Origin of the sequence: Kribbella pittospori (genome assembly GCF_004331465.1) — a bacterium.
GTDB lineage: Bacteria > Actinomycetota > Actinomycetes > Propionibacteriales > Kribbellaceae > Kribbella > Kribbella pittospori.
Genome location: NZ_SJKB01000008.1, coordinates 72052 through 95743, shown reverse-complemented (window position 1 = coordinate 95743; position 23692 = coordinate 72052). Strand labels below are relative to the sequence as shown.

Annotated in this window: 22 protein-coding genes; 13 read left to right on the top strand and 9 right to left on the bottom strand. The window is 67.8% G+C overall.

What is annotated here, in order from left to right; translation table 11 throughout:
* Positions 1 to 33: 33 nt before the first annotated feature.
* On the bottom strand, positions 34 to 1110 hold the full coding sequence (locus E0H73_RS24870; protein WP_131360622.1) for a hypothetical protein: 1077 nt from the start codon (positions 1108 to 1110) through the stop codon (positions 34 to 36).
* A gap of 111 nt (positions 1111 to 1221) precedes the next feature.
* Here E0H73_RS24870 and E0H73_RS24865 point away from each other — a divergent pair, with 111 nt between their 5' ends.
* The 3 genes from E0H73_RS24865 to E0H73_RS24855 all read left to right on the top strand — a co-directional run bounded on the left by E0H73_RS24865 (position 1222) and on the right by E0H73_RS24855 (position 4572).
* Positions 1222 to 1671 (top strand): MarR family winged helix-turn-helix transcriptional regulator, encoded by a 450-nt coding sequence (locus E0H73_RS24865; protein ID WP_131360620.1) that lies wholly within the window; start codon positions 1222 to 1224, stop codon positions 1669 to 1671.
* A complete protein-coding gene (locus E0H73_RS24860) occupies positions 1668 to 3032 on the top strand; it encodes an MFS transporter (RefSeq protein WP_131360618.1) in 1365 nt (454 codons plus the stop codon). Before E0H73_RS24865 ends, E0H73_RS24860 begins: the two co-directional genes overlap by 4 nt.
* 130 nt (positions 3033 to 3162) lie before the next feature.
* Entirely contained in the window at positions 3163 to 4572 is a 1410-nt protein-coding gene (locus tag E0H73_RS24855) for a mycothione reductase (protein ID WP_131360616.1), read from the top strand.
* Here E0H73_RS24855 and E0H73_RS24850 read toward each other — a convergent pair.
* On the bottom strand, positions 4555 to 6027 hold the full coding sequence (locus tag E0H73_RS24850) for an LLM class flavin-dependent oxidoreductase (RefSeq protein ID WP_238164234.1): 1473 nt from the start codon (positions 6025 to 6027) through the stop codon (positions 4555 to 4557). The two genes, E0H73_RS24855 and E0H73_RS24850, sit on opposite strands and share 18 nt — an antisense overlap.
* Positions 6028 to 6045: 18 nt before the next feature.
* On the opposite strand from E0H73_RS24850, the gene thpR reads away from it, so the two are divergent.
* The 5 genes from thpR (at position 6046) to E0H73_RS24825 (ending at position 10640) form a co-directional block, all read left to right on the top strand.
* On the top strand, positions 6046 to 6609 hold the full coding sequence (gene thpR / locus E0H73_RS24845) for an RNA 2',3'-cyclic phosphodiesterase (protein WP_131360614.1): 564 nt from the start codon (positions 6046 to 6048) through the stop codon (positions 6607 to 6609).
* Positions 6610 to 6656: 47 nt separating this feature from the next.
* Entirely contained in the window at positions 6657 to 7505 is an 849-nt protein-coding gene (efeU, locus tag E0H73_RS24840) for an iron uptake transporter permease EfeU (RefSeq protein WP_131360612.1), read from the top strand.
* A 25-nt stretch (positions 7506 to 7530) separates the two neighbouring features.
* Complete coding sequence (efeO, locus tag E0H73_RS24835; protein ID WP_131360610.1) at positions 7531 to 8673, top strand: iron uptake system protein EfeO; 1143 nt, start codon at positions 7531 to 7533, stop codon at positions 8671 to 8673.
* Positions 8670 to 9920, top strand: a complete 1251-nt coding sequence (gene efeB / locus E0H73_RS24830; RefSeq protein ID WP_131360608.1) for an iron uptake transporter deferrochelatase/peroxidase subunit — start codon at positions 8670 to 8672, stop codon at positions 9918 to 9920. Before efeO ends, efeB begins: the two co-directional genes overlap by 4 nt.
* A 249-nt stretch (positions 9921 to 10169) precedes the next feature.
* On the top strand, positions 10170 to 10640 hold the full coding sequence (locus E0H73_RS24825; protein WP_131360606.1) for a hypothetical protein: 471 nt from the start codon (positions 10170 to 10172) through the stop codon (positions 10638 to 10640).
* A 15-nt stretch (positions 10641 to 10655) separates the two neighbouring features.
* On the opposite strand, the gene E0H73_RS24820 is transcribed toward E0H73_RS24825, so the two are convergent.
* From E0H73_RS24820 to E0H73_RS24800, 5 genes are all read right to left on the bottom strand, one after another.
* On the bottom strand, positions 10656 to 11096 hold the full coding sequence (locus tag E0H73_RS24820) for a MaoC family dehydratase (RefSeq protein ID WP_131360603.1): 441 nt from the start codon (positions 11094 to 11096) through the stop codon (positions 10656 to 10658).
* Between the two features lie 5 nt (positions 11097 to 11101).
* A complete protein-coding gene (locus E0H73_RS24815) occupies positions 11102 to 11941 on the bottom strand; it encodes a carbohydrate ABC transporter permease (protein ID WP_131360601.1) in 840 nt (279 codons plus the stop codon).
* Positions 11934 to 12914 (bottom strand): carbohydrate ABC transporter permease, encoded by a 981-nt coding sequence (locus E0H73_RS24810; RefSeq protein WP_131360599.1) that lies wholly within the window; start codon positions 12912 to 12914, stop codon positions 11934 to 11936. Before E0H73_RS24810 ends, E0H73_RS24815 begins: the two co-directional genes overlap by 8 nt.
* Before the next feature lie 90 nt (positions 12915 to 13004).
* The gene (locus tag E0H73_RS24805) at positions 13005 to 14324 is read right to left on the bottom strand and encodes an ABC transporter substrate-binding protein (protein ID WP_131360597.1); all 1320 of its coding nucleotides are present in this window, start codon (positions 14322 to 14324) and stop codon (positions 13005 to 13007) included.
* Between the two features lie 215 nt (positions 14325 to 14539).
* Positions 14540 to 15625: a LacI family DNA-binding transcriptional regulator gene (locus tag E0H73_RS24800; RefSeq protein WP_131360595.1), complete on the bottom strand. Its 1086-nt coding sequence runs from the start codon at positions 15623 to 15625 to the stop codon at positions 14540 to 14542.
* Positions 15626 to 15711: 86 nt separating this feature from the next.
* Between E0H73_RS24800 and E0H73_RS48020 the strand changes: the two genes are divergently transcribed.
* Complete coding sequence (locus E0H73_RS48020; protein WP_131360593.1) at positions 15712 to 17361, top strand: acyltransferase; 1650 nt, start codon at positions 15712 to 15714, stop codon at positions 17359 to 17361.
* A gap of 184 nt (positions 17362 to 17545) precedes the next feature.
* The gene (locus tag E0H73_RS24790) at positions 17546 to 18655 is read left to right on the top strand and encodes a hypothetical protein (RefSeq protein WP_238164233.1); all 1110 of its coding nucleotides are present in this window, start codon (positions 17546 to 17548) and stop codon (positions 18653 to 18655) included.
* Here E0H73_RS24790 and E0H73_RS24785 read toward each other — a convergent pair.
* Positions 18585 to 19880, bottom strand: coding sequence for an MFS transporter (locus tag E0H73_RS24785; protein WP_131360591.1), 1296 nt, complete (start codon positions 19878 to 19880; stop codon positions 18585 to 18587). The genes E0H73_RS24790 and E0H73_RS24785 overlap by 71 nt on opposite strands.
* 48 nt (positions 19881 to 19928) lie before the next feature.
* Complete coding sequence (locus tag E0H73_RS24780) at positions 19929 to 20540, bottom strand: transcriptional regulator (RefSeq protein ID WP_131360589.1); 612 nt, start codon at positions 20538 to 20540, stop codon at positions 19929 to 19931.
* 187 nt (positions 20541 to 20727) lie between these two features.
* Here E0H73_RS24780 and E0H73_RS24775 point away from each other — a divergent pair, with 187 nt between their 5' ends.
* The 3 genes from E0H73_RS24775 (at position 20728) to E0H73_RS24765 (ending at position 23576) form a co-directional block, all read left to right on the top strand.
* On the top strand, positions 20728 to 21093 hold the full coding sequence (locus E0H73_RS24775) for a hypothetical protein (RefSeq protein WP_131360587.1): 366 nt from the start codon (positions 20728 to 20730) through the stop codon (positions 21091 to 21093).
* Positions 21094 to 21165: 72 nt separating this feature from the next.
* Positions 21166 to 22395 carry a class I SAM-dependent methyltransferase gene (locus E0H73_RS24770; RefSeq protein ID WP_131360585.1) on the top strand — a complete coding sequence of 410 codons (1230 nt, stop codon included), beginning with the start codon at positions 21166 to 21168 and terminating at the stop codon, positions 22393 to 22395.
* Positions 22392 to 23576 carry a hypothetical protein gene (locus E0H73_RS24765; protein ID WP_238164232.1) on the top strand — a complete coding sequence of 395 codons (1185 nt, stop codon included), beginning with the start codon at positions 22392 to 22394 and terminating at the stop codon, positions 23574 to 23576. Before E0H73_RS24770 ends, E0H73_RS24765 begins: the two co-directional genes overlap by 4 nt.
* Positions 23577 to 23692: the final 116 nt, after the last annotated feature.

Below are 23692 nucleotides of genomic sequence, written 5' to 3'. Positions count from 1 at the left end.
GACCGAGCCGACCACCGGCAAACCAATAAGAACCTAGGCCGTCGTACGCCGCAGCTCGAGGTACTCCGCCCGCGCCGCGAACAGCTCACGCAATTCGGTGCTGACGTGGTCGAGGAACTCGGTCCGGTACGTCGAGTCGGTCAGCAGCGCGATGGAGTAGTACAGCCCGGTGAAGTTGGCGATGCCGATGGCAACCTTCACCAGGGACGCGCTGATCAGCATCTGGTGGTCCAGCAGATCGATGCGGTACGACCAGGACCCGGGAGTGATGCCCCACTGCTCGTAGATGTGCTCGCTGATCGCCAGCATGCCGAAGGCGACGAAGAAGAGCCCGACTCCGGCGCTCACCACCAGCGCCTGCATCCACTGCCGGGTGACCAGGCTGACGCTGATGTTCATCCGCTGGATCCGGCGCAGCGGCGGACCGGAGCCGGCATCGCGCTCGATCGCGTCCACCTCCCTGGGCAGCCGGATCAGCAGGAACAGGGTGCTCAGCACGGTGAAGGCGACCACCGAGACGACGATGAACGCGACCGGCATCCCGGCGAACACCTGCCACATCTCCGTGTTCACGAACAGCACCAGTGAGAACACCAGCAGCAACGGCAGCGCCCGGACCAGGCTGGCCACCGAGTTCGCCAGCTCGCTCGCCAGCCGGCGCAGGCTCCAGAAGATCGTCCCGATCAGCCCGTAGCCGATCACGACGTACACCACGCCGACCAGCAGGAGGTTGCCGATGGCAACGCCGAAGAACTGGCGGAACTGGCCCTGCGTGACCACGGGCAGCAGAGCCGGGAGCAGCACGAAGACAGCCAGTTCGGGTACGCCGAACCGGGTCGGCAGCGACCAGAACGGGCGGTCACGGAAGCGGTTCAGTACGCCGAACCCCGCGATCAGCACCACCATCGCGCCCAGCGCCGCCAGCACGTTCACCCAGACCGGCCACTGCAGCGAGATCGCCCCGAGCACCTCGGCCAGGAAGACCAGCACCAGCAGCGGCGTGGCCCGGGTGAAGATGTCATGGGTCGGCGAGAAGTCCTCGATGAACAGCGGCAGCCCCGCCCGCCGGAACCGTTGCTCGAACCGCGCCAGCTCAGCACTCGTCCCCATGCCCGCGAACTCTAGTCCCGCGAGCCGCCCGTGCGCGTCACCGAGTGACCGGGAATACCATCGGACGGTAATGCGTTTTCGTTAGCAAAGGTAATGAGTTAAGGTAACGGTATGCCCGAAGTCGTAGCACAGCAGGTGAAGAGTGACGTCGGGCTGGCGAGTGCCCTGCGGTCGTCGACCCTGCGCCTGTCCCGGCAGATCCGGCGGCAGCGCGAGCCCGGTCACGACCTCAGCGCCAACCAGCTCAGCGTGCTCGGTGCGTTGTCCAAGCACGAGGCGATGACGATCGGTGAGCTGGCCGCCCATGAGCAGGTCAAGCCGCCGTCGATGACGCGGATCGTGACCAACATGGAGGAGGCGGGCCTGGTCGTCCGCCGCCCGCACCCGACCGACAAGCGCCAGATCATGGTCGAACTGACGGCGAAGGCCGGCGAGCTCATCCACGCCAACCGGCGGCGCCGCGACGAGTGGCTGCAGACCAAGCTCAAGCAACTGACCCACGAGGAGCGCGACATCCTGCGCAAAGCAGCCCCTGTTCTCGAACGCCTGGCGGCTCAATGAGTCCGACCTTCCGCGCGTTCAAAGTCCGTAACTTCCGTCTCTACGCCACCGGTGCGATCGTCTCGAACGTCGGCACCTGGATGCAGCGCGTCGCCCAGGACTGGCTGGTCCTCGAGCTGACCCATTCCGGTACGGCGCTCGGCATCGTCACCGGACTGCAGTTCCTGCCCGCCCTGCTGCTCGGCCCGTACGCCGGCCTCGTCGCCGACCGCTTCCCGAAGCGGACGGTGCTGACCTGCACCCAGATCGCGATGGCCTCCGTCGCCCTGGTCCTCGGCAGCCTCACCATCGCCGGAGTCGTCCAGCCCTGGCACGTGTACCTGCTGGCCCTGTTGTTCGGCGTCGGCACTGCCTTCGACGCGCCGACCCGGCAGTCCTTCGTGGTCGAGATGGTCGGCCGCGACGAGCTGTCCAACGCCGTCGGGCTGAACTCGGCGTCCTTCAATGCCGCCCGGCTGCTCGGCCCGGCGCTGGCCGGTCTGCTGATCAACTGGATCGGCACCGGTCCGGTCATCCTGATCAACGGCTTCACCTACGCGGCCGTGATCCTGTCGCTGCGGCTGATGCGGGTCCACGAGTTGCACACACCGGCTCCCGCGGGCCGGGAGAAGGGCATGATCCGTGACGGCATGCGCTACCTGTGGCGCCGGCCGGACCTGATGATGGTGCTGGTCGCAGTGTTCTTCGCGGGCACCTTCGGCCTGAACTTCCAGCTGACCTCGGCGCTGATGGCGACCCAGGTGTTCAACAAGGGCGCGGGGGAGTACGGCATCCTCGGCTCGGTGCTCGCGATCGGCTCGCTGTCCGGCGCGCTGCTGGCGGCCCGCCGGGTCCGGATCCGGGCTCGCCTGGTGATCGGGGCAGCGATCGCCTTCGGTATTTTCGAGATCGTCAGCGCGGTGATGCCGACGTACCTGACCTTTGCGGTCGTGCTGCCGCTGGTCGGGCTGGCCTCGCTGACCATGCTGACCTCGGCGAACGCGACCATGCAGCTCAGCATCGAGCCGAGCATGCGCGGCCGGGTGATGGCGCTGTACATGACGGTCCTGATGGGTGGTTCGCCGCTCGGGTCGCCGTTCATCGGCTGGGTCGGGCAGGAGTTCGGTGCCCGCTACACGCTGATCGTCGGCGGTGGACTGACAGTGCTGGGCACGGTCGGATCGGTGCTGTACTTCTCCCGCCGGCGCGGACTCGCGATCCGGCCGAGACTGCTGCCGCGCCCGCGGCTGGAGGTCCTGCCGCAGACCGAGCTCCTCGGCGAGAAGGCCGTGGTCGACGCTGCCCCGCAGACCGAGGTCGTCACCGAGCTGAAGCCCGAGCCTCTCGACGGCACGAAGGAGCTCGGCCCCCGAGTCGCCTGACAAACCCCTTCCACCGCCTCTGTTTTCCTTCCTTCCGGAAGGGAGCTGGGGTCACAGCCGCACACCCGTTCCACCGCCTCTGTTTCCTTCCTTCCGGGAGGTAGCTGGGGTTACAGGGGCACAATGGGGTGTGACCCATTACGACCTGGTGATTATCGGGACCGGCTCCGGCAACACGATCGTGAACCGGCGGTTCGCGGACTGGAAGGTGGCGATCGTCGAGCGTGGCACGTTCGGCGGCACCTGCCTGAACGTGGGCTGCATCCCCACCAAGATGTTCGTGCACACCGCCGACCTGGCCGCCACCCCGTCGATCAGTTCCCGGTACGGCGTCGACGAGGAACTGATCGGGGTGCGCTGGCCGGAGGTCCGGGACCGGATCTTCGACCGGATCGACCCGATCGCCGCGTCCGGTTCGGAGTACCGGCACCACCACGCCGACAACGCGAACGTCACCGTGTACGACGGCACCGGCCGGTTCACCGGCACGAAGGAGCTGACCGTCGACGGCAAGGACGGCCAGACCAGCGCGATCACGGCCGACCGGTACGTGCTATCGGCCGGCAGCCGGCCGATCATCCCGTTCATCCCCGGCCTCGAGGAGACCGGGTACCACACCTCGAACACCATCATGCGGCTGGAGAAGCTGCCGCGCCGGCTCGGCATCATCGGCAGCGGTTTCGTCGCCGCCGAGTTCGCCCACATCTTCTCGTCGTACGGCGTCGACGTCACGCTGATCGCCCGGTCCGAGCTGCTGCTGCGCCACGAGGACGCCGACATCGCCCAGCGCTTCACCGAGCTCGCGCGCGGCAAGTACGACGTACGCCTCGACCACGAGACGATCGGGGTGGCCCGCAACGACGACGGGTCGATCCTGATCCGGACCCTGTACCCGGACGGCGCCGACAAGATCGAGGTCGACGAGCTCCTGATCGCCGTCGGCCGTACGCCGAACTCGGACGTGCTGGACCTGGACGCCACCGGCGTCGAGGTCGACCGCGAGGGACGGGTAGTCGTCGACGCGTACCAGGAGACCACCGTCGACGGCATCTATGCGCTCGGCGATGTCACCACACCGCACCAGCTCAAGCACGTCGCGAACCACGAGGCCCGCGTGGTGAAGCACAACCTGCTCCACCCCACCGACCGGATCAAGGCCGACCACCGCTTCGTGCCGCACGCCGTCTTCAGCTCCCCGCAGATCGCGTCCGTCGGCCTGACCGAGGAGGAGGCCCGCGAGCGCGGGATCGACTACGTCGTCGGCCGCGAGAACTACGGCGACATCGCGTACGGCTGGGCGATGGAGGACACCAGCGGGTTCGCCAAGATCCTGGCCGATCCGAAGACCGGCCAGATCATCGGCTGCCACATCATCGGCCCGCAGGCGTCCTCGGTGATCCAGCCGGTCATCCAGGCGATGAGCTTCGGCCTGGACGCCTACGCGATGGCCCGCAACCAGTACTGGATCCACCCCGCGATGTCCGAACTGATCGAAAACGCTCTGCTGCACCTGGACCTGAAGCTAGACGCGAAAGGCTGAGATCACCTCGCCGACCGTGTCCAGGGTGTCGAGGTCGGGGAGGCTGATCATCACCTCGGCGGCGCCGGCCTCGGAGAGTTCGCGGAAGCGGCCGATCTGGTCGTCGACCGTGCCGGCGTTGACCGAGACGGCGTACCGGGCGGGGTTCTGGTTGCGCGGCCGGAGTCGTTCGACCAGATCGTCCACAGCCCGGGAATCCTTACCCACAAGGGTTGTGGACAGATGCGTGACCTCGATCGGACGGTCCGTCAGTTCGCGAAGGTAGCCGGCGTGCCGACGTACTGCGGTGGCATCGCCGAACACGTTGACCGCGTCGGCGTACCGCGCCGCCAACCGCAGCGTCCGGCGTCCACTGCCGCCGACGAGCACCGGCAGATGCTCCTGCAGCGGCCGCGGATAGCAGGTTGTGTCCGGTACGTCGAGTACCTTGCCGTGGAACGGTTTGTTGCCTGGTCCCCATAAAACCGGCAGCAACTGCAAGGTGTCCTCGAGCAGCGCATACCGCTCGGCCACCGGCGGGAACGTCCACCCGTACGCCTTGTGCTCGGCTTCGAACCACGCGAGCCCGACGCCGCACACCGCCCGGCCGCCACTCAGTACGTCGAGTGTCGCCGCGATCTTCCCCAGATGCGCGACGTTCCGATAGGTGATCCCCGAGACCAGGGTCCCCAGCCGCATGCGCGTCGTACAGGCAGCCAGATAGCCGAGCGTCGTCCAGCTCTCCAGGAAGTCGTCCCACGCCCGACCCACCTGCGGGATCTGCCGGAAGTGGTCCATCACATAGATCGCGTCAAACCCGGCCGCCTCGGCCCGACCGGCAACATCCCGAATCCACTCGGCCGTCCCGGCCCGTCCGGCCTTGTGCGTATAGCTGCTCAGCTGCAGTCCGAATCGCAACCCGGCCGGAGCCTCCGACTGCCTGGTTGCCGCGGCCCCCGCATCCACGAACGCCTCAGGTACGACGCGCAGCGCGGTCGGCTGCAGTACGTCGTCGTACCCCTCGAGCGGCAGTTCCTTCTTCACGGCCGTCCACGAACGCAGCTGACTGGTGAGCACGTCGGCGGGGATGCGCTTCAGCCGTTCGCGGTTCCGCCGCCGGCACTCGGCGGCCGGGGTGTCGAAACCGACCGCGACACAAGGCATTCCGGCCGCACGGGCCAGCTCGAGCCACCGCATCCGCCGTTCCTTGTCCAGGCCCAACGTGTCGATCACGGTCGTCAACTGCCGGCCGATCCGTTGCCTGACCACCTCTTCCAGCAGCGCGAACGCATCCGCACTCGCAGCCAGGTCGTCCTCCCCGGCCCCGACCAGCGCCCGCAGCCGATCACTCGACACGATCAGCCCGTCAGAGAACCGCTCCGCCGCCCATGTCGACTTCCCCGCCGCCCCCGGCCCCACCAAAATCACCACACACGGCGACGGCAACTTCAGCTCTTCCACAAAAGCAGTTTCCACCACAGATAGAGTTTTCGGATGCGATTGTTCGTGGCGGTGGTGCCGCCGTTGGAGGCTGTGGAGGATCTGACCGAGTTTGCCGAACCGCGCTGGGAGTATCCCGACGACAACATCCGCTGGGCGCTGGACGAGCACTGGCACATCACGCTGGCGTTCCTGGGCGACGTACCGGACTGGAAGACCGACGAACTCCAGGAGGGGCTGGAGCGGGCCGCGAAGCGGCAGAAGCCCTTCGAAGTGCGGATCACCGGATCGGGCGCGTTCCCGGGCGTCCCCGACGCGCGAGTCCTGTACGCCGGGGTCGAGGACCCCTCCGACTCGCTGCGGCACCTGTCGATGACGACGCGCACGGCGGCGAACCGGGCCGGCGTCACGGTCGAGGGACGCAAGTTCACGCCTCATCTGACCCTGGCCCGGCTGCGGCGACCGGTCGACGTGACCTCTTGGGTGCGGGTCTTCGACATCTACGAAGGACCGGTGTGGACCGCGGGATCGCTGTGCCTGATCGAGTCCCGGCTGGGTGAGGGACCGGGCCGCAGTGCGGCGTACACCACAGTAGGCGAATGGGACTTCTTAGGTTAACCTCAGGAAGGTTAGCCGTACCTAATGATGTGGAAGAGTCCCCCGCCATGCTCGCGAACTATCTGATCGGACTCCGTGAAGGCCTCGAGGCCTCGCTGGTCGTCAGCATCCTCGCCACCTTCCTGGTCAAGTCGGGGCATCGGGATCGACTGAAACTGGTCTGGATCGGAGTGGGCGCGGCGCTGGCCGTCGCGGCCGCCGCGTGGGGGCTGCTGCAGTTCGTCACCGCGCTGACCGCGAAGTCGTTCACCACCCAGGAGACCGTCGGTGGGGTGATGTCGATCCTCGCGGTCGGCTTCGTCACCTGGATGATCTTCTGGATGCGCAAGGCGTCGCGCAGCATCGCGAAGGAACTGCGCGAGCGGATGGGCCAGGCGCTCGAGGTCGGCTCCCGGGCCGTCGTCATCCTGGCCTTCCTGGCGGTGTTCCGGGAGAGCATCGAGACCGCGTTCATCGTGTACGCGTCCGCTGCCACCGCGACCACCGCCGTACCGTTCGTCGGCGTCCTGCTCGGCCTGGCCACCTCGGTCCTGCTCGGGGTAGCGATCTACCGCGGCGCGGTGAAGGTCAACCTGGCCGTGTTCTTCAAGTGGACCGGCGCGATCCTGATCCTGGTCGCGGCCGGCATCTTCGCCTACGGCTTCCACGACCTGCAGGAGGCGGGCATCCTGCCCGGGCTGCAGCACCTCGCCTTCGACATCTCGCACGTGATCCCCCCGGACAGCTGGTACGGCGTACTGCTGAAGGGCATCTTCAACTTCAACCCCGCGCCGACCGTGCTCGAGTCGGTCGCGTGGCTGGCGTACCTCGTCCCCGTGCTGGTGCTGTACTTCCGCCCGGTCAAGACCAGCACGCCGCCCGCCGTACCGGCCAAGACCGCCGAAGAAGCGGCCTGATCCCACCTCACCGTCCAGGAGAAGCATGTTCACGTCCACGACCCGCGGGGTCATCGCTCTCGGCGCAGTACTGGGGCTCGCCACGCTGACCGGCTGTGCGGATGACCAGCCGGCCGCCTCCGCCGACGACGGCACCGGCCCGGTGTCGGTCAAGGCGACCGACTCGGCGTGCGACCTCAGCCGCCGCGACGTGAAGTCCGGCACCAGCACGTTCTCGGTCTCCAACGGCGGCAGCAAGGTCACCGAGTTCTACGTGTACGCCGAGGGCGACCGGGTGATGGGTGAGGTCGAGAACATCGGCCCCGGGCTGAAGCGCGACCTCATCGTCGAACTGCCGACCGGCAAGTACCAGGCCGTCTGCAAGCCCGGCATGGTCGGCGACGGCATCCGCGGCGACCTCACCGTCGCCGGCGACGCAGCGGCCCAGGTGGACGAGGACACGCTGCTCAAGCAGGCCACCGACAGTTACCAGCGGTACGTGAACTCGCAGGCGGTCGCGCTGGAGCAGAAGACCACCGAGTTCGTCACCGCGGTGAAGGCCGGCGACGTGGCCAAGGCGAAGGCGCTGTTCCCGGTGTCGCGGACGTACTGGGAGCGGATCGAGCCGGTCGCGGAGTCGTTCGGCGACCTGGACCCGAAGATCGACGCCCGGGTGAACGACGTCGAGCCGGGTACCGAGTGGACCGGGTACCACCGGATCGAGCAGGCGCTCTGGGTCTCCAACACCACCAAGGGCATGGAGAAGTACGCCGACCAGCTGCTGACGGACGTGAAGACGGTGGTCGCCAAGGCCAAGGTCGTGAAGCTCAACCCGCTGCAGCTGGCCAACGGTGCGAAGGAACTGCTGGACGAGGTTGCCACCGGCAAGATCACCGGTGAGGAGGACCGCTACTCGCACACCGACCTGTACGACTTCCAGGCCAACGTGGAGGGTTCGCAGGCCGCGGTCCAGGCGCTCCGCCCGGCTCTGCAGGCCCGCGACGCAGCGCTGGTCGCCTCGCTCGACACCAACTTCAAGGCGGTCTTCGCCGCGGTCGACAAGTACCGCGAGGGCGACGGCTTCAAGCCGTACCAGGTCAGTGAGGCGGAGAAGAAGGAGCTCAGCCGGGTCGTCGACGGGCTGGCCGAGCTGGTCAGCAAGGTTGCAGGAGTGATCGCGAAGAAATGACCCAAGGTAAAGGCATCTCCCGCCGCGGCCTGTTCGGCGCGGCGGGTGTCGCCGTGGCCACCGGAGTCGCCGGGTACGCCGCGCACTCGGCGCTGACCGGCGAGGAGTCGCAGGCCGCGGACACCACCGGCCCGGTCGAGTTCCACGGACCGCACCAGGCCGGGATCATCACGCCGGTCCAGGACCGGCTGCACTTCGCCGCGTTCGACGTGACCACGACCAAGCGGGACGACCTGATCGCCCTGCTGAAGGAGTGGACGGCCGCGGCCGCGCTGATGACGGCCGGTCGCGACATCGGCCAGTACGGCGCGGTGAACGGACCGGATGAGGCACCGCCGGAGGACACCGGTGAGGCGGTCGGCCTGCCGCCGGCCCGGCTGACGCTGACCATCGGGTTCGGGCCTTCGCTGTTCGACAAGCGGTTCGGGCTGGCGGCCAAGCGTCCCAAGGCGCTGGTCGATCTGCCGCACTTCATCGGTGACGACCTCGACCCGAACCGGTCCGGCGGCGACATCGCCGTACAGGCGTGCTCGGACGATCCGCAGGTCGCGGTGCACGCGATCCGCAACCTGGCCCGGATCGGCTTCGGCCGGGTCGCGGTCCGGTACTCGCAGCTCGGGTTCGGCCGGACGTCGTCCACGTCGAAGGCGCAGGCGACTCCGCGCAACCTGTTCGGCTTCAAGGACGGGACGAACAACCTCAAGCTGGAGGACACCGACAAGCTCGAGCAGCAGCTGTGGGTGCAGCCGGAGGACGGCCCGGACTGGATGGTCGGCGGCGCCTACCTGGTGTCGCGGCGGATCCGGATGAACATCGAGATCTGGGACCGTACGTCGCTGGGCGAGCAGGAGACCATCATCGGCCGGGGCAAAGGCACCGGGGCCCCGCTGGGCAAGGCGGACGAGTTCGACGCGATCGACTTCGCCGCCAAGAACTCCGACGGCGAGCCGAAGGTGCCGATGGACTCGCACGTCAGGTTGGCGCATCCGCAGTTCAACAAGGGTGCTGAGCTGCTTCGTCGCGGCTACAACTTCGTCGACGGCTCGGACGGGCTCGGTCGGCTGGACGCGGGGCTGTTCTTCCTTGCCTACCAGCGGGATCCGCGTAAGCAGTTCATCCCGATCCAGAACCAGTTGGCCCGCACGGACACGATGAACGAGTACATACATCACGTCGGCTCCGGCATCTTCGCCTGCCCGGCCGGCGTGACCCCGGGCTCGTACTGGGGCGAGAAGCTCTTCGCCTGACCTGAACCGCCGGCCTCGTACATTGCGGGTCATGGACCAGCAGGGCAACGCACCGGGGCAACCGCCGTACCTGGGGCAGCCGCCGTACGGGCTGGGGCAGCAGCCGCCGTACCCCGGGCCGCCGCCGACGACGACACAGCCGGCGGTACGACGGGGCCGTCGCAAGGTCCCGTGGCGCCATCCGCCGGCACCTCCGAGCCCGGCAGCTCACCCTCGACCGAGAGCTCGCCCTCGGTCCCACGACCGACCATGGCGGTCCCGGACTGCTTCCAGTGCTTCCCGGAGCTGAAGATCCCCGCGCTGGTGGCCAAGCTCAAGGCCAAGGGCTGGGTCTGCCAGGCCGACGGCCCGGGCTCGACCGAGTGCCGAAAGCCCAACGCTCAGGACCTGATCAGGATCCGCAACGGCCTCGCGCGGGACAAGACGCTGGTCGGCAGCGTCACCCTGCACACGTTCAGCGGTGGACCCGGTGCATACCCGCGGGGGCAAGCCCAGGCAGTGGCGAAAGCCCGCGCCGACCTGCCCTTCCTCCTCGCCGCCTTGTTCTCCGACATCAATACCCGAGCGCAGGTTGACGCCTGGCTGAAGACCGCCGCACCGACCACCATCGGAGGCTACGGCGTCGAGTGCTCGAGGCCCTCCGCCATCAGCGTCGGCACCGGAAAGAAGTCGATCACCAGTTGGTCCATCCCGATCACCTTCAGCGGCCGGCGCACCTGACCCGACGGCGCCGGCTCAGGGGCGGACGGCGAGGAAGTTCAGCACGATGCAGGAGAACACGACTTCGTCGTCCTGGTTGAGCAACTCGGTCCGGGTGCGGACCAGGCCGCGATCGGGCTTCGACCGCGACACCCGCGCCTCCAGTACTTCGGTGCGCAGCCGCAGTACGTCGCCGGGGCGGACCGGCGCGGGCCAACGCAGCTCGTCCACACCGGGACCGCCCAGGCTGGCCACCTTGGACAAGTACTGATCGGCGTACAACCGCATCATCAGGCCGGCGGTGTGCCAGCCACTCGCGATCAGGCCCTTGAACGGGCCGTCCGCGGCCGCTGCGGGATCGACATGGAAGTACTGCGGATCGAACTGCCGGGCGAAGTCGATGACTTCTGTCTGGTCGACGGTGACGGTGGCCGGGTGCTCGACGAGAGCACCCGGCACGTAATCCTCGAAGTACATGCGGTCTATTTGACCGCACCCGCAGTGACACCGGCGACGAAGTGTCGCTGGGCGAGCAGGAAGCCGATCACGACGGGGACGCTGACCACGAGGGCAGCGGCCATGATCTGGTTCCAGTAGATGTTGGTCTGCGTGGAGTATTGCCGCAGGCCGACCGACAGCGTGCGGTTGGCCTCTGTCGTCATCACCGACGCGAACAGGACCTCACCCCACGCGGTCATGAACGAGTAGATCGCGACCGCGATCACACCGGGCCGCGCGGCCGGGAGGACGACGCGCCAGAGCGCGCCCATCGGACCGCAGCCGTCCACCAGCGCCGCCTCGTCCAGCTCTCTCGGGATGCTGTCGAAGTACCCGGCCAGCATCCAGATCGAGAACGGCAGGCTGAACGTCAGGTAGGTGATGATCAGCCCGAGCCGAGTCCCGACCAGTTGCAGCCCGAACGAGTTGTTGATGTTCACGAAGATCAGGAACAACGGCAGCAGGAACAGCACACCGGGGAACATCTGCGTCGACAGCACCGTGGTGGTGAACACGGTCCGGCCGCGGAACTTGAACCGCGACACCGCGAACGCGGCCAGGATCGCGAGCGCCACCGACAGCACTGTCGCGGCCACCGAGACCACCGTGCTGTTCACGAAGTACCGGGCCAGCGGGACCGTCTTCCACATGTCCACGAACGGCGCGATGGTCAGGTTCGACGGCCACCACGTGAACGCGCCCTGCACGTCCTTGAGCGGTTTCAGTGACGAGGTGACCATCACGTACAGCGGGATCAGCACGAACAGCCCGAGGACGACCAGTACGACGCCCCGGTAGACCTTGAAGCCCCTGGTCTCACCCACGGCGCGACCTCCTTCCCGTGATGAGCAGATAGGCGCCGGTGACGATCATCAGGAAGATCAGCAGCAGCACGGACATCGCCGCACCGGTGCCGAAGTTCCAGGTCAGGAACGACGCGTTGTAGATGTGGAAGGTGATCAGGTCACCGGCGGGCGGCTGCGCCGTCCCGAACAGCACGTACGGTGTGTTGAAGTCGCTGAACGTCCACAGGAACAGCACCAGAACGAGCACGAGGTTGACCGGCCGCAGCGACGGCAGTGTGATGTTGCGCCACTGCCGCAGGTTGCCGGCCCCGTCCACCGCGGCGGCCTCGTAGACATCGCGCGGGATGCTCTGCAGGCCGGCCATCAGGGTGAGGAACGCGAACGTCCACAGCTTCCAGGTCGCGACCGTGATCAGCGACACGAGCGCGTTGCTGCCGATCAGCCAGAACGGCCGGTCAGACGTCAGGTGCAGGTTGTCGACCAGCACGTGGTTCACCACGCCGGTGTCACGCTGCAGCATGAAGTTCCAGGTCAGGATCCCGGCGTACGCCGGCAATGCATAGGGGACCAGGAACAGCGTGCGGACGAGACTGCGGCCCCGGAACTGCGGCTGCAGCGCGACCGCCGCGGCCATCCCGAACACCCACGAGAGCCCGACCGTGATCAGCGAGAAGGCGACGGTGACGCCGAACGACTTCAGCAGGCCCTCACCGACCGCATTGTTGAAGTCCAGGGCGACCTTGTAGTTGTTGAGCCCGGCGCTGGGCGCCGCGGACCAGTTCGCGATGTAGAACTTGGTCAGTTTGACGAAGCTCATCCAGATGCCGACGAACATCGGGACGATGTGGATGAGCAGTTCCGCCAGCACCGCCGGTGCGAGCAGAAGGTAGGGCAGCCACCGGTTCAGACCGGGCCGGTGCTCCGGGCCGCGCTTCTTCTTCGCGGGTTTCGCCTCGGCTGCCGGCCGTGCTTCGGATGTGGCGACGGACATCGTCTGGTCGCCTCCTGTCTTGTCGGGATCGGTGGTGGGCTGACGCGGGCAGTGGCCCGGACGGCGTCGTCCGGGCCACTGGGCGTGGCGTCAGCTACTTGCGGCCACCTGATCCTCGGCGGTCTTCAGGGCCGCCTTCACATCGTCGGCGGTCACCGTCCCGCCGGTGGCGATCTTGGCGAACATGCTGTTCATCGCCTTACCGACGGTGCTCTCGAACTGGTCCTCGGCCGGCACCAGCGGCAGCGGCTTGGACTTGGTGTTGTAGACGTCGGCGAAGGTCGCGGCCTCGGTCGCGTCGGTGGTGAACACCGGCTTGGCGTCCTTGAGCACCGGCAGCGAGGAGAACGGCTTGCCCAGCGTGGTCTGGGTGGTCGCGTCCGTCATGTACTTGACGAACTTCAGCGCCGCGTCCTTGTGCTTGGTGTTCTTGAACACCGACAGGTTGATACCGGCCACGTGGCTGGCCACCTGCTCGCCACCGGCCGGGGCCGGGAACGGCACGACGCCGTACTCGCCGGCCTTCATGCCGTTGGCAACGATCGAGGAGTCGGCGTTGTTCTGGTTGATGACCATCGCGACCTTCTTGGTGGCGAAGTCGTTCACCGACTTGGTGCCGTTGTCGTACTGCGCGTTGGACGGGTTCGCGACCTTGTCCTTCTGCATCAGGTCGAGGTACCGCAGCACGCCCTGCACGTTGCCGTCACCGGTGAAGGTCGGCTTGCCGTCGCTGTTGAACCAGTCGGCCTTGTTCTGCGCGGCGTTGATGAACGCGAAGTGCACGTTCTCGGTGTAGCTGCCGGCCGCCAGCGCCATGCCCCACTGCTTCTTCGCGGGGTTGGTCAGCTTCTGCGCGTCGGTGACCATCTCTTCCCAGGTCTTCGGCGGCTGCAGGCCGGCCGCGGCGAACATCGCCTTGTTGTAGTACAGGCCGTAGGCCAGACCGTAGAGCGGGACCGAGGTCGGGTCGGTGCCCTCCTTGCCGCCGGTCGCCAGGGCCGTCGGCACGAACTTGTCCTTCCCGCCGATCGCGGTCATCGCGTCGCCGTCGAACGGCAGGAACGCGTCGGTCGCCTGCAGCGAGGCGGCCCAGGTGTTGCCGATGTTGACCACGTCCGGCGCCTGGCCGGAGGTGATGGCGGTCTGGATCCGGGTCTGGAGGTCGTTCCAGCCGATCACCTCGAGGTTGACCTTGATGCCGGTGTCCTGGGTGAACTTCTGCAGGACCGGGGTCAGCACCTCCTTGTCGTTGTCCAGGCTGGTGCCCTGGTTGCTGGCCCAGTAGGTCAGCGTCTGGTCTCCACCCGAACCCCCGTCGGAGGAATCACCCGAGTCGCTGCCACCGCAGGCGGCCAGGCTGATTCCCAGGGCGGTCACCGCTGCCGCGGCTACAAGCGAACGCAGTCTCACGTCGGACTCCCTCGTCCCGTCGAGCCTCCACGGACCTGTGAAGGCGGATCGGCCCCATAGTGGCCTAACCGGTTAAGTTTCGAAACCCTAACCGGTTCAGTAGAGGCGTGTTCGTTACTACCTCGTGACCCGACCAACCTTCACCTCCGGCCGGGCAAGCGCAATCCGACACACTCCGGATCCGCTCGAATTCACAGAGTCTTCAAAGAGCTCCGTCAGGACCTGGCCGGACCGGTCGACTCCCGCACCCGCAGTTCTCCGGCCGGTGCTTCCTCGTGCAGGTCGGTTTCGCCCGCCGCGACCCGGAACAACAGGTCGGCGGCGGCGCGGCCGCGCTCCATCGTCTTCTGATCGATCGCGGTGATGCCGGGGCGGGCGAGTTCGCACAGGGGCGAATCGTCCCAGGCCAGGATCGAGACCTCACCGGGGACCGCCGTACCGAGATCCATCGCGACCCGGAGCGAAGCGACCGCCATCAGGTCGTTGCCGAGCACGATCGCGGTCGGCGGGTTCGGCCCGGTCAGCAGCAGCCGGGTCTGCTCCGCGCCGTCGTCGTACCGGTAGCTGCCCTCGATGTGCCGGACCCGGATCCCGCGCCGCTCGGCGTGCTCGTGCAGCATCCGCACCCGCAGTTGCTCGTGCACGAACGTGAACGGCCCGCTGATGTGCGCGATGTCGCGGTGCCCGAGCCCGGCCAGGTGGTCGAGCAGCAGCGTGACGGTCTCCTCCGGCGAGCTGATCAGCCGGCCGGCGTGGTCGTTCGGCGCGTTCGAGCTGACCACCACGCACGGCACCCCGAGGTCCTGCAGCAGCGGGATCCGCGGGTCGTCGTCGTGCTCGTCGAACAGGATGAACCCATCGACACGCCCCTGCCGCGACCATCGCCGCAGTACGTCGAGGTCCTCGCCGTACTCGCCGGTCAGCCGGAGCAGCAGCGACGAGTCGACCTCGTTCAGGTACTGCTCGATGCCGACCAGGGTGCGCATGTAGAACGCTTCGGTCGAGATCAGCGCGGGGTCGCGGGCGATCACGATGCCGATCGTCCGGGTCCGGCTGGCGGACAGCGCGACGGCGGCCGAGTTGGGATGGAAGCCGAGCTCGTCGGCCAGCGCGAGTACCCGCTGCCGGGTCTCCTCGCTGACGCCGGCCCGGCCGTTCAGCGCGTACGAGACCGACGCTTTGGAGATCTGCAGACGGCGTGCGAGATCGCTGATCGTGACTCGGTGACTCCGGCGCCCACCACTGCTCGCCGGACCGTCGTCAGCGGTCTCACCGCCGGCCAAGGATCCGGGTGTCGTCATGGTTGTTTCCTACCCCGCACAGACGGGAGAGTAGCAGCGCCGGTTTTGGCCAGGCGCGCATCGCGAGTCTTGGATAGCGTTATCCCATGACATCTGCTGAGCCGCTGCGACTCGATTTCCTGCCCTGGGAGTACCACCGGATCGCCACCGACGAGGAGCGTGAGCGGCAGGCCGAACGGCAGCGACGGCTGGGCGGTTCGCTCACACTCGCCGACACGGCGTACGTCGCGGAGTCGGCCGCGGTGTACTGCGACGAGCTCGAGATGGGGGAGCGGTCGTACATCGCGGCGCACGCCTACGTCACCGGCCACATCGCGCTGGGAGCGGACTCGACCATCAATCCGTTCTCGGCGGTCCGCGGCCGGATCACGATCGGTGACGGCGTACGGATCGGGGCGCACACGTCGCTGCTCGCGTTCAACCACGGCACCGCGCCTGGGCAGCCGATCTTCCGGCAGCCGCATACGGCGGTCGGCATCACGGTCGGTGACGATGTCTGGATCGGCTCGAACGTGACGATCCTGGACGGGGTGACGGTCGGGCCGCATTCGATCATCGGTGCTGGTGCGGTGGTCACCAAGGACGTTCCGGCCAGCACCGTCGTGGCGGGTAACCCGGCCCGGGTGCTTCGGTCGCGCGAGCCGGGCGGTGCGGTTGCTCCCACGTCCTCACCGGCCCCTGATCTGGCCTCGCGTCTTACCGCCTTTGCCGCCAAGGCGCGCGACCAGGTGGACGACGTACTGGCTCGTTGCTGGGACGGCGAGCGTTTCGTCGACCGCCCGGGGCTCGATCACGAGCCCGCGGTCCGCCCGTGGTGCGACGCAATCGAGATCGCCGACGTACTGCTCCGTCGTACGCCCGCAGGTCACACCCGCGACGATCTGGTACGCCGTCTCCGCGCGCGGCAGGACCCGAAGACCGGACTGGTCGCGCCGGGGGACCTCTCGGACAGCGGCCTGGAGGTCCCGTCCGACGCCAAACTCGCTCTGCTGGAAGGGCCGGCGAGCTACCACATCCTGTGCGTCGGATACGCGTTGCAGGTTCTGGACAGCAGCTTCGAGCACCCCATCCGGACCGACTTCGAGCCGGACGAACTCGACCGTCTGCCGTGGGCGCGGCACGCCTGGTCGGCGGGTTCCGCGATCGATGGCTTGGGCACCGCACTCGCCCGGAATCTCCATGACCACAAGGAAACCGGGCCTTTGATGACCTTGCTGGGCTGGCTGACGGTCCGGGCCGATGCATCGAGCGGCGCTTGGGGGCAGCCGCATCCGGACGACGGCTGGCTGCAGGTCGTCAACGGTTTCTACCGCCTGACCCGCGGTACTTACGCCCAGTTCGGCCTCCCGCTGCCGTACCCGGAGCAGGCCGTGAAGACTGTGCTTGCCCATAGCAACGACCGTCGGATGTTCAGTGGCGACAACTACAACTCCTGCAATGTGCTGGATGTGATCCACCCGCTGTGGCTGGCGCGCAAGCAGACGAGCGTCGGGGTGGATGAGGGGAAGCGCTGGGCCGAGGACCAGCTCAGCCGGATCCTGGGCCGCTGGGTCGACGGTGAAGGCTTCGCCTTCGCGCCCGACGGCACCGACGACCGCGCGATCCCCGGTCTGCAGGGCACCGAGATGTGGCTGGCCATCATCTGGCTGCTGTCCGACTACCTCGGCCTGTCCGACGCCCTCGGCTACCGGCCGCGAGGGGTCCACCGTCCCGAACCGCTGGTCACCTGGCCCTAGTGTCCTGGGCTGAGCCGTGCCGGGCCGACCCCTCGGCACGGTCGTCGGCAACTTCCGCCTACCCTGACGGGGTGGACCCCCGCACGCGCCGACTGGTGACCTCGCTCGTACTGGCCGCCTTGGTCGTCATCGTGATCGTTGCGGCACTCGTCCGCTGAACCCCGGGCGACTAACGTTCTGGCGCATGATGACCTCGACCGCCAGATCGTCGTACCTGCTGCGGGCGGGCCTGGTCCGCAACGTGCGATCGGGGGAGCATCTCACCACCTTCGTGGTGTCCGGGGTGGCGACGGTACTGATCACCCGTCTGTTCCTCGGCCTGAGTGGCTACCCGCAGATCGGCGGCAAGGGCCTGCACATCGCCCACGTGCTCCCCGGCGGCCTGCTGATGCTGGTCGCCATCGTCCTGCTCCTCGGGTACGTCGGTCCGGTCGTGCGACCCGCGGCCGCACTGGTCGGTGGGGTCGGGTTCGGGCTGTTCATCGACGAGGTCGGGAAGTTCGTCACGTCGGACAACGACTACTTCTACCAACCGGCCGCTGCGATCGTGTACGTGATCTTCGTGCTGATCGTGCTGGGGACCCGGTTCATCGCCACCCGGCGACCGATCGATCCGCGCGAGCAGTTGGCCAACGTGGTCGACCACGCCGTGGAGGGCGTGGCGGGTGGCCTGTCCCGTCGTCGGCTCGCGCAGGCGTCGCAGCAGCTTCGCCAGGTGGGCCTCGACGTGGCGGGCCGCCAGGAGACCCGGGAGCTGCTGGCCGCATGTCCGGCCGACGAGGTGGAGTTGGCCGCCCCGGTCGACGCCGCGTGGCAGGCCGTGCAGCGTGGCTTCGACCGGTTGGCCACGCATCGCTACGCGCCTCGCGTGGCGGTCGGCGTACTGGTGGTCCAGGCGATCGGGGCGCCCCTCATCGCCGCGGGGATCCGCTTCGACGACGGACTGTTCACCGACTTTCCGGTGCTCGGGGTAGCGGCCGGGAGCTTGCTGTCGGCAACCTTTACGCTCCGCGGCTGGCTGCAACTGCGGAAGGGCAACCGTGCCCGGGCCATCCGGTTGTTCGAGCTGGCAGTGCTGGTGTCCTTGCTGGTCACCCAGGTGTTCCAGTTCGCCGGGACCCAGTTCGCGGCGGTGGGCGGGATGCTGCTCGACCTGGTGCTGCTCGGACTCCTGGGCGCCGAGCGCGACCGGATGCGGCGCCAGGAGACCGAGGCGGCGAAGGCTAAGACGTGGGGACTGCCACCGGACGCGAGCCGGCCTCCGTTTCCTGAGGACCCGTCGGATCCTGTGTAGTCTTCCACCGCTCGTTCCGGCCGATCAGCACCGGTGACATCGTCGCGACCAGGTACACCACTCCGGCTGCGAGCAGTGCCGGTGCCAGACCGATGCCGGCGATCGCGGCGCCGGCCACGACGCCACCCAGCGGTACGCCGGTCCAGCAGACCGCGTCGGCCAGCGAGTTGACCCGGCCGAGCATCTGCCGCGGGATCCGCTCGATGAACAGGGCGCCCAGCACCGGGTTGATGAAGCCGGCACCGATGCCTCCGAGGGCGTAGATCGCCATCACCATCCACACCGGCGCATCGAACGCCATCACGACGAACCGCGGCGCACCGCAGACCAGGAACGCGAGCGTGAAGACCAGCTTGCGCGGGATCCGGTCGCCGACGGCCGACGCGACCAGTGCGAACGCCGTGGCGGTGATTCCGAACGAGAGAAGGATCAGACTGGTGTGCCCAGGCCCGAAGCCGTGGTCCCTGATCCAGACCGGGAGCAGTACGGCCGCGATCGCGGCGTCGAGCAGATTGGTGACCGCGATCATCAGAACCAGCGGCATCATCAGCTTGTCCTTGCGCAGGAATCGCCAGCCCTCGAGCAGCCGCTGCCCGTAGCTGCCCTCCGGTTCCTCGTCTGCTGCGCTCTCGGCCTGGTGCCGTCGCGGGATCCAGCGATAGATCAGTACGGCGCAGACTCCGAACGACGCGGCGTCGATCCACAGTGCGTTCACCTCGCCGACCAGCGTGATGAGTGCGCCGGCGATCGCGAACGCGATGAATCCGGCCAACCGCTCCGTCGTACTCTCCAGCCCGGTCACCCGCTCCAGCGGCACCTTGGCGGCCTGCGCGATGTCCGGGATCAACGTCCCCTTGGCTGCGTCGCCCGGTCCACGGAGCGCCCCCGCAACGGCGACCAGCACCAGCAGCACCGGGAACGAGAGCGCGTGCAGCATGTGCAGTAGAGGGATGAGTGCCACCACTCCAGCGCTGAAGGCATCTGCCAGGACGCTGATCCTCCTCGGCCCGACCCGGTCGATCCACGGGCCACCGAACGCTTTGGAAAGGACCAGCGGGCCCATCTCCGCCAGGGCCACCACACCGGTCTTGACCGGCGACCCGGTCGTCATCAGGACGAACCACGGGATCGCGATCGCGCTGACCCGGGTCCCGCAGATCGACACGACGTTCGCCACCAGGAACGCCACCAGCGGCGCTCGATCCGCCTGCCTCACAGTGCCCATACCCCTCACCTCACTTCGTCCGGTCGTTCAGCGGGTCTCGCGCGTTGTTCAGCGGGTCTCGCGCGGATAGGCCTGGATCTGCACCGACACCTGCTCCGCGCCTTCCGGCAGCGGCGCGGTCAGATCGGCCGTCCTGTACTTGTCCAGCACCGCCAGCAGCTCGACCTGCAGTGCTTTCAGTTCCTCCGGACGCAGGTGGAACATGTAGTCCGACAGGAGGCTGGCGTCCCTCCACTCGGGCGTCAGCGTCTGCATCGAGTCGATGAAGCCGAACATGTTCTCGGCGTACGTCTGCCCGATGCCGTGCAGGAACCCCATCGCCAGCTCGGGCTCCTCATCCAGCAGCTCGGTCGGATCGAACTGGGTGCTCTGGTGTGCCGACTTCCACCACCGGTCCCGAGCGTTGCCGCGGCTGTCGTCCTCGACCACCAGTCCGGCCTCGGCCAGCTGGCGCAGGTGGTAACTAGTGGCGCCGGTGTTCACCCCGAGGCGGCCGGCCAGCGACGTCGCGGTCTGTGGCCCGTACATCCGGAGCAGCCCGAGCATCCGGTTCCGCATCGGGTGTGCCAGCGCCCGCACCAGGTGCCGGTCCAGGTAGACGGTCTTGCCCGGATCCGCCGGTTTGAGGTCGTCCCCGTTGTCGTCACTGTGATCGCTCATGGGGTCGATCGTAGGACTGCGAAGACTCTTTGCAAAGTAGTTTTGCAAAGAAGTTCTGCGATTGGTTGTCCACAGGTCGTGAAGTGGTCGTCGGAGAGGGGCCGGATCGCGGCATCTTCTCCGGTGACAAGGGACCGGAGCGACGGCTCGTCCGGCCGGTCCGCACCACGAGACGGAGACAACCACCATGCTGCGAGTGATGCTCGACGACGCCGACTACTGCGACGTCCCGGCCGACCTGATGACGTTCGACGATGGGGCGGTGGTCTTCTGGCGCGAGGGCGAGGAGGTCGGCCGGCACCGCCAGGCGCGGATCCGCTCCTTGGAGTTGCTGGACATGCGCTCGATGACCCGCAAGATCCAGGCCGCGCGCAAGAACCACCCGAACGCGTTCCGCCCCTGGACACCGGAGGAGGAGCAGACCCTGACCGAGCTGTTCAAGGGTGGCTCCAGCAAGGACGAACTGGTCGAGGCCCTCGGCCGTCAGGTGGGCGGGATCGCGACCCGGTTGCGCTCACTCGGGCTGCTCGCCGACGACCAGAAACTGCAATGAGTTCACGGACGGCGACCGACTGTGGACGAGACCCTTTTGGGATCGGCTGGAGCGGTCGGCGACAATGGCGCGATGCAGGCAGAGGTGGATCCGGATCAGCAGCCCGGCGCACGGGAGGCGATCCGCGCGGCGTTGGTGGACCAGGCGTCCCTGGTTCGCGCGCTCGGATCCGGGCGGCGGCGAGGCCACGACCAGCCGCAGTACCAGCGCGTCGAGCTCCGGTACGTCGACCTGAAGGGCCACCGCCACCTGCAGATCACCGAGTACGACGAGCGTCAGGCGCACACCCGCAACCTCGCTGCCGGACCGGACGCGGCGAAGGCGGTGGACGAGTTGCTGGACGTGCCGTACGGGTCGTGGCACGTCGAGACCACGACCGAGACGCTCCGGCTGCGGTACACCAAGAAGGGCAAGGAGTTGCTGCACCGGCAGGAGGACGGCCGGGAGCAGGAGACCGGCCACGACCGGGTGAAGCAGCGGGCGCTGTCTCCGGACGCGCCGTTCCTGATCGAGCTCGGCATCAGCGACCACCTCGGCCGGGTGAAGCCGTCGCGGCAGTCGAAGTACAAGCAGATCGACGAGTTCTGCAAGCTGCTGGCGCCGGCGCTGGACGAGGCGGTCGCGGCGGGCCGGATCGAGACCGGGCGACCGCTGCAGGTGGTCGACCTGGGCTGTGGCAACGCGTACCTCACGCTCGCCGCGTACCACCTGCTCACCGAGGCTGGGCACGACGTACGGATGACCGGGATCGACCGCAATCCGCAGGCGCGGACGCGGAACACGCGCCGGGTGGAGGCGCTCGGGTGGCAGGACCATCTGCGGTTCGTCGACGCGACCATCGAGGACGCGGAGCTCGACGTCCGGCCGGACGTGGTGCTGGCGCTGCACGCGTGCGATACGGCGACCGACGACGCGCTGGCGAGGGCGGTCGGCTGGGAGGCTCCGCTGGTGCTTGCGGCTCCGTGTTGCCATCACGACATCCAAAAGCAGTTGAAGAGCGTCTCACCACCGGCGCCTTATGCGCTGATGACGAGATATGGCATCGTTCGTGAGCGGTTCGCCGACGTCCTGACGGATTCTCTTCGGGCCGCGGTCCTGCGACAGGTCGGATACCGGGTGGAGGTTGTGCAGTTCGTGGACAGTCAGCACACTCCGCGTAACCTGCTGCTCCGCGCGGCCCGGACCGGTGCCAAGGCGACGCCGGAGCTGGAGTCCGAGTACCGGACGTTGATCGACGAGTGGCAGGTCTCACCCCGGCTGGCCCAACTCGTGCTGTCCGACGACCGCGAGGCTCGCTCGTGACCCTCCTCCGTCCCCTCGCCTTGGCCGCCGCCACGTTTTTCACCCTCGGAGTGCTCCCGCTCGCCCCGTCGGCAGCGGCAACCTCGGCGACCACCGCGTCGGGTGCGGTGAGCTCGGCCGGTGCCACAGCGGCTGGGGCGACGTCGGCCGCAGCGGCGTCGCTCGCGGCGGGCTCCGCCGGGGTGCCGATCGCGGATCCGACGCCGGCGGCGCCGAAGAAGCTGTTCACGATCGGGGACTCGCGGATCGAGGAGTCGTCGGGCCTGGCGAAATCGCACAACTTCGACGACATCTACTGGACGATCAACGACTCGGGCGACCGCGCGCGGGTGTTCGGCATCGACACGTCCGGCAAGGTCGAGATGGTGCTCAACTTCAACGCGGAGGTGAGCGACATCGAGGCGATCGCGGTCGACAAGGACGGCTTCATCTACGTCGCCGACATCGGTGACAACAAGGCCAACCGGGACATGGTCTCGATCTACACGATGCCCGAGCCCAAGCAGCGTGGCGACGTGGAGAAGATGACCTATCACCGGTACGACTTCACCTATCCCGACGGCGCCCACGACGCCGAGACGCTGCTGGTCGAGCCCGGTACGAACCAGCTGTACATCGTGACGAAGGCCACCAAGGGTGCCGCCATCTACGCGGCTCCGCCCGGTCCGTCGCGCGAGGGCACCAACGAGCTCACGAAGTTCGCGCCTGCGCCTCCGGGGGTCTTCACCGACGGCGTGTTCCTGCCGGACGGCCAGCAGGCGGTGCTGCGTACGTACACCGACGTACAGACCGTTGCCTGGGGTGAGACGCCGACGGTCGTCGCGAAGGGCGCTACGCCGCTGGGTCAGGGGGAGTCGGTCGCTCTCGGCAAGACCGACAGCACGCTCCTGGTCGGGTACGACGCCAAGGACTCGCCCGTCTACCAGGTCCCGGTCCCGGTGAAGAAGGCCGCCTCGCCACCGTCCGCGAGCGCGACTCCGAAGCCCGGCACGACCAGCGAGGCCGGCACCGAGTCCAAGAAGAGCCACAGCCTCCGCTGGATCCTCATCGGCGCCGCCGCCTTCGCCCTCCTCATCACCATCCTCACCTTCCCCCCAGGCCGCCGAGAACGCCGAGACCGCCAAGCCGAAAACGCCCGCCTAACCGGCCAATCCCCCCCCCCCCCCCACCGCCGCACCTAACCCCCACCCACCGCGGCCAGGCGACTGGCCCGCTCGCTCAACTCCAGCCGCTCACAGGCGGGGCTTTGCGTGGGCACCGGGCGGTCAGGTGACCGCCGACTGGCAAAGCGCCGGCT